6 protein-coding genes are annotated in these 6,298 nt (G+C 62.9%); 2 read left to right on the top strand and 4 right to left on the bottom strand.

The window, feature by feature from the left end:
- Window positions 1–463 precede the first annotated feature (463 nt).
- A complete protein-coding gene (locus tag SO139_RS37815) occupies window positions 464–1,573 on the top strand; it encodes an alpha/beta hydrolase family protein (RefSeq protein WP_449380662.1) in 1,110 nt (369 codons plus the stop codon).
- A gap of 6 nt (window positions 1,574–1,579) precedes the next feature.
- Here SO139_RS37815 and SO139_RS37810 read toward each other — a convergent pair whose 3' ends face one another.
- The gene (locus tag SO139_RS37810; protein WP_473121168.1) at window positions 1,580–2,086 is read right to left on the bottom strand and encodes a MarR family winged helix-turn-helix transcriptional regulator; all 507 of its coding nucleotides are present in this window, start codon (window positions 2,084–2,086) and stop codon (window positions 1,580–1,582) included.
- Between the two features lie 408 nt (window positions 2,087–2,494).
- On the opposite strand from SO139_RS37810, the gene SO139_RS37805 reads away from it, so the two are divergent.
- Window positions 2,495–3,979: a porin gene (locus SO139_RS37805; protein WP_498541611.1), complete on the top strand. Its 1,485-nt coding sequence runs from the start codon at window positions 2,495–2,497 to the stop codon at window positions 3,977–3,979.
- 320 nt (window positions 3,980–4,299) lie between these two features.
- Here the strand turns inward: SO139_RS37805 and SO139_RS37800 are convergent, their stop codons facing one another.
- The 3 genes from SO139_RS37800 to SO139_RS37790 all read right to left on the bottom strand — a co-directional run bounded on the left by SO139_RS37800 (window position 4,300) and on the right by SO139_RS37790 (window position 6,198).
- Window positions 4,300–4,791, bottom strand: coding sequence for a GcrA family cell cycle regulator (locus tag SO139_RS37800; RefSeq protein WP_449380659.1), 492 nt, complete (start codon window positions 4,789–4,791; stop codon window positions 4,300–4,302).
- 70 nt (window positions 4,792–4,861) lie between these two features.
- Complete coding sequence (locus SO139_RS37795) at window positions 4,862–5,059, bottom strand: hypothetical protein (protein WP_498541610.1); 198 nt, start codon at window positions 5,057–5,059, stop codon at window positions 4,862–4,864.
- A gap of 197 nt (window positions 5,060–5,256) precedes the next feature.
- Window positions 5,257–6,198 carry an acetamidase/formamidase family protein gene (locus tag SO139_RS37790; RefSeq protein ID WP_449380658.1) on the bottom strand — a complete coding sequence of 314 codons (942 nt, stop codon included), beginning with the start codon at window positions 6,196–6,198 and terminating at the stop codon, window positions 5,257–5,259.
- Between the last annotated feature and the right edge of the window lie 100 nt (window positions 6,199–6,298).

The raw sequence follows: 6,298 nt of genomic DNA, 5'->3' as shown, positions 1-6,298 counted from the left end.
GATCACGGCGTTCGAGGGGTGTCCACACCCTCACCGCCGCTTACCCCAGTCGCCGCTTACCCCATAGCATCTGGATCGCCCGCTTTTCGCGGGCGATGACAGCGAGAGTGGGGCGAAGGCTTCAACAACCTCGTCAGGCGAAGCGCATCCGAAGTTGTGCGCGCGCTGAGGCGATGATCCCGGATTGCGCTTCGCTGCGGGTCGCTCGGTCTCCGGGAGCATTGCGACTCGGTTGCGGGCCAAAGAGCAGCCGTCGCAGCGAGTTGACGCAGAAATTTTGCTGCGGCGGTCGCGATCGCGAAGCAACGGGATGTCGCCCACGCGATATCACGAAGTCACTCAAGCGATCTTGATCGCCAGGCGGGCCGTTGCGGGCTCGTTTCGGCCGCCGGTACCTTGGTAGCTGGACCAAAATAAGTTATTCGGTCAATTGTTGAAGATAGCAAATGAAGCTTCGTTTCGCATGATCCCCGCCTGCCTTCCCGACGATTGGGCTTTCTGGCCGGAGCGGGAAGACCTCTCCGCCGAATTCATGCGATTGCTCGCGGCCGCCCAGGAGGGCGGGGCGACGATCGCCGAGTGCCTCCTGATCGCGCGACGGATCAGGCGCGGCGACGAGCTCTCCTGGCATCGCGAATGGCTGGCGCTTGCGCAGACCAATCGCGAGCGCGGCGACGCGGCGTTCGCCGGCGGCCATATCGCCACCGCCCAGCGCAACTGGCTTCGCGCCATCAGCTACTACAATGCCGCAGCACTTCCGCTCGAGCCTGCGGACCCGCGGCGCACTGAGGCGGTTTTGGCGATGCAGGGTTGCGCGCGCAGCTTCCTCAAGGTGAGCAGTCCCGCAGGCGAGGTCGTCACGATGCCGTGGCTGAACGGTCATTCGCTGCAGGGCTACTTCCTGCCGGCGCAGCCGACGGGCTGGCCGCGGGCGACGGTGGTCTGCATTGGCGAGCCCGGGCATCGCAAGGAGGAGTTCTTGATCAAGCTCGCGCCGTTCGCGCGCGAGCGCGGCCTGTCGATGCTGGCGATCGATCTTCTGGGCGAGCGCAGCGACGATGACCTCGACAGGATCCTGCGCCGGCGCGATCTCGAGACCTCGATCACCGCGATCATGGACTATCTGTCGTCGCGTGCCGACGTCGACTTCGGCCGCGTCGCCATCCTCGCGGACGGCTGGGGCTCCTCATTCGTGGCCCGCGCGATCGTGCACGAGCCGCGGCTCGCGGCGGCGGTGTGTGACGGCGGTCTGTGGGATCTGCACGAGCGCGCCTTTCTCGCCAACCGCATCATGCTGCGCGATGCCAGCCTCGTCCCCGGACCCGAGGCCACCCTGATCGCCCGCGACATCGATTGTCCGGTGCTGATCACGCTCGGTGACGACGGCTGGCTGAAGCCGGACCGCGCGCGGCAGATGGTGCAGCAGGTGCGCTCCACGCGGTCGGATGTGACGCTTCGGGTGTTCACCGCCGAGGAGACCGCCGCGGCGCAGTCGCATGCCGACAACCCGACCCTTGCCAACGAGTACATCTTCGACTGGCTGGCGTCGCGGCTTGGTCAGTTGCCGGCTTAAAGAATCTCAGAAATCCAGCGCGACCCTTACGCAGGCCTTCTCGAGGCGGTTCTTGACGGTGGCGAGCTTCTCGGTGAACGCGGTCAACTCGTCCTGGTCGAACTCCTCGAACACATATTCCCGAATCGCCTTGTACTGCTCGGTGAGGCTTGCGAGATGCTTCTGCGTCTTGTCGGTGAGCGACAGCCGGACCACTCGCGCGTCGGTCGGCGAGGGCTTGCGGCGCAGCAGGCCCTTCTTCTCCAAAAGCTTCGACTGGGTGGTGATGAAGGACGGATCGACGTGGAGTAGCTTGGACACGACGTTGACGGGAACGCCGTCGTCCTTGTCGAGGTCGGAGATCGCCATCAGGATCATCCATTGTGGCCCGGAGATGCCGAGCGTGCGGGCCCAGAACTGTCGAAGCTCCTCGAGATAGTTGTTGATCGAGGAGATCTCCCAGGTGAAGCACTTGATGATGTCCAGATGTCCGACGGAGCGATGACGCGCTCCGTCCTTCCTCGTCGCGGACACGGCTTCCCTCCTCGTTTGATCCTTGTCACCGACGCTATCGGCACCCATTGTCGATGCAAGTTTGCTCTGAGGCAACGTGCCAGAGCAAGGTAATTATGTCACGCATATTACACAGATGACCTGGTCAGCCTTGGCTGCGGCCGGTCGGTGTTGCGCCCGGGTCACAGCGCGGCCGCAATCATATAGCTGATCTAATAAACTATTTTGATTAGCAAAGTGACGCATGCATATTCGCGCCCGACGGTTCAAGGGGATTCTTCGGCCGTCCCGTTGCAGGTGGTTCGCACAGGTTGCCCGCGCGAAGGCGCGCGCCTCCGAAGGCGAAAAGCGGCCGAGCGGTTTTCAAAAGGCGGGGATCTGGGGGCTGATGGCCCGCCTCGCCATGAATGAGCAACTTGGAGGTTGAATATGAAATTGGTGAAGAGCCTTTTGCTCGGCTCAGCGGCGGGTCTGATCGCCGTGGGCGGAGCACAGGCAGCCGATCTCCCCGTGAAGGCCAAGGCGGTCGAATACGTGAAGATCTGCTCCCTGTACGGTGCCGGATTCTACTACATGCCGGGCACTGACACCTGCATCAAGTTCGGCGGCTACCTGCGTGCCGACGCGACGGTTGGCGCGGGCGACTATTCCTTCCAGCAGGGCGCGAACCAGGGTTCGAACAACCGTCTGACCAACTACTGGTACAGCCGCGCTCGTATGGACTTCACCGTCGACACCCGCACGGCGACCGAGTACGGCGTTGTGCGCACCTACGCGGACATGGTGTTCACCTGGACGAGCAACACCTTGACCGGCAGCAACCCGTCGGCGCAAGGGGCCTCGGACGGTAGCGCCCAGCTTGGCCTTTACCATGCGTTCATCCAGTTCGCCGGCTTCACCTTCGGCCGCACGGTCTCGATCTTCGACGCTCCGTGGCAGAGCTATCCGGCCGGCGGTCCCGACACCATTCCGGGCGGTTCGAACAACGTCAACGGCATCAACCAGGTTGCCTATACGGCTGACTTCGGCCAGGGCATCACCGGTTCGGTGGCCTTGCAGGATATGACGACGGCGACAAACGGCCAGTCGAACCTCTGGAACGTGTCCTCGGGTACGGCCGCTCAGTTCGTGACGGGCGTCTACGGTGCCAACGATTGGGGTGGCACGCGTTCTCCCGACATCGTCGGTGCTGTTCGCGTCGACCAGGCCTGGGGTCTGGCCCAGATCTCGGTTGCCGCGCATGACATCCATTCCGCTTACTACGGCACCACGGAAGTCTCCGGTCACCCGGCTGACAAGTGGGGCTGGGCGGTTCAGGGTTCGTTGTCGATCAAGAACATCCCGACGGGACCTGGCGACAACATCAACCTGCAGGCCGTCTACACGGATGGTGCGAGCCGCTACAACTTCCAGAGCCTGTTCCCGCAGAGCTTCTTCATCTTCAGCGGCACCGGCTTGGCTGGCGCCTACCAGAGCACTGGTTTCGCTGGCATTGCTGACGGCGTCTTCGGCACCGGCACCGGCATCGACACCGTCAAGACCTGGGGCTTCCGCGGTGGCTACACCCACAACTGGAGCCCGAACTGGGCGAGCGCCATCTACGGTGGCTATGCTCAGCTGAAGTACGGCACTACGGGCAAGGCCCTGATCTGCACCAACTTCGCTGCGATCGCCGTGGCCGGTTCGACCTGTAATCCGGACTTCAACTTCGCGGTCATCGGTGTCAACACCGTGTGGACCCCGGTCAAGAACCTGGCGTTCACCGCGGACGTGAACTGGACGCATCTGGACCAGAAGTATACCGGCGCGATCAACAGCCCGGGCATCACTTCCGCTGCCAAGCCGGCAGCCGTGTATGAGCTGAAGGACCAGAACTCGGTCAGCATGCTCCTGCGCGCCCAGCGCAACTTCTAAGATCGATCTCTCGACCGATCAGAGAACCCCGGCGGGCAACCGCCGGGGTTTTTTCTTGGCCGTTTTTCTTGGCCGTTTTTCTTCGCAGATTTTGTTGGCTGCTTTATCGCCGGCCGGCTCTGGCAGAGCAGGCCTTACGTGAAACGAAGGCGTGCCATGCAATTCGTTCGCTCTCAAATTTATTTACTTAGCTGATTTACTCAGCTATATTCCTCCAGCCGACAAGTTGAACTGACGGCTCCTGGCTTCATGCTAGGCCTCCAAAACCTCCGGCAGTGCCCTGCCGGAGGTTTTTACTTTGTGGTGGCTGCGAGCAGCAGTCAGCTACGCACGAGGCGCCCGCGCGAGTTTGGCCGGTAGGCGAGGCGCGCGTGGCCCGTGCAATATGACTGGCCGTCGGGCGAGGCGTTGCCGCAGAAGCAGAAGTCATCCGCGCCGGGTGTCGAGATCGGCCAGCGGCAGCGGTTCTGGGTCAATTCGAGCAGCGAGCAGCGGTTGGTCTCATCGATCGGCGCGAGCGCTAGCGGCGTTTCGGCCTCGTCATGGATCGTGGCGAGCATTTCATATTGCAGCCTGCGGAGGGTCCGCAGGGCCCGCGCGGTACTCTTCTCCGCGCTCCGCTCCTCCCGCCTCGGACCGCGCGTCAGGTTGAGGCGGCTGAGCTTGCCGATGACGGCGTTGCGGCTGACGCCGATATCAGCGGCGATCTCGCGGCAGGATAGGCCGGCGTGAAAATGGCTTTTCAGAAGTTCGATGCGCTCAACGGTCCAGGTTGCAGCGGACGTTGGCGAGGTCGGTGAAACAGCAGGCATGTTGTGGCGGTCCCAGGTTGCAAATCGACCACTCCGTCCAAAACCGTCCGCGTTGCGCGCTCCTTGAGCCTCACGTCCTGCCATGGTCGCGAATCGACAAGAGTCCGTCTTTGATGGCGAGACGGATGCCTTCTTCGATCAAGGTCCGTGCGACGCCGGGAACGCTGGTGCCGTGGGTGCCCTGTCTCACCAGTTTTTCGAGATACGTGATGGTCGAGAGCGCCAAGGTAACGGGAATGCGGTCAGTCTCGGCTTTTTCGGTGGCCATGACACAAACGCTAGCCTCTTACGCGGGTACAGAAAAGTAACGTTTAAGACTCTATTTAGAAACGGGGAGGAGTCAAATCCGGATCGAACCGGTGTCCGAGACCATTGGAATCGCTGGAGAAATTCCGCGTGCCGGCGCGCCGCGCGATTTTCACCGGCGGCGGGTGTTGGATTGCGGGGGAGGGGCGGCGGGGCGAGCTAGCCGTGCACGAGCGATTTCTCGATCATGCAATGGATGCCTTTTGAGCCGTTGACGGTCTGCGTCACCCGCAGATCCGCGGCAAGGCTGCACAGCGTATAGGCGTCCTCGCGCGACAGGTTTCGTTTTTCGCCCAGGAGCGCGATCATGTCGCGCAGCGCGCGCACCACGCATTGGTCGAGGTCCGGGTCCATCGCCATGGTCATGTAGTGCGAGACCGTCTCTGCGCGTGGGTAGGCGAGCTTCATGTCCTTGCGCAGCGTGAGGCGGAAGCGGCCTTGCAGCGCGGTCTCGATCGCAGTGACGCAGACCTCGCCGTCGCCCTGCACGCCATGGCCGTCGCCGCAGGAGAACAGTGCGCCCGGCACGAACACCGGCAGATAGAGCGTGGCGCCCGCACCAAGCTCCTTGTTGTCGAGATTGCCGCCTATCGCGCGCGGAACCAGGGAGGAGATGCGGCCCCAGGCGGGCGGCGGCGCGACGCCCATCACGCCGAAGAACGGTTTGAGCGGCAGGTCGAGGCCCCAGGGCATGCGGCCGACCATCCGCGTCAGATCAAGCGGGATGTTGAGAATGCGCGTCTCGTGGAAATCGTCGGGCAGGGTGCCCGAGAGCGGCCTGATCAGATTGTAGCCCCAATCCTGCCGCGGCGTGACGTCGAGAATATGGACCTCGAGCACGTCGCCGGGCTCGGCACCATTCACCGCGATCGGGCCGGTGAGAATGTGGCCGGGCAGCATGCGCTCGCTCTTCGCATGAACCTCGAACAGCTCCGGTGGAATATGAAACTGGTTACGGTCGGGCAGCACGTCCGGCCCGCCGCTGATGGTGTCGACCGTCACCTCGTCGCCGCTCTCGATCGTGAGGACCGGCTTCAGCTTCGCCTCGAAGAAGCCCCAATGGCAGGTTTCGGGGCTGGACTGCAGGTGATGGTGGGTCATAGGGCGTGTCCGGTTGTTTTCGTTGGGACTCGTCATGACCGGGCTTGACCCGGCAATCGGTCCTCTTTCAAGAACATTTCTGAAGAAGGATCGGCCCGTC

It is taken from the genome of Bradyrhizobium sp. UFLA05-89 (assembly GCF_059803475.1).
This window is presented reverse-complemented; position numbering and strand designations above follow the sequence as displayed.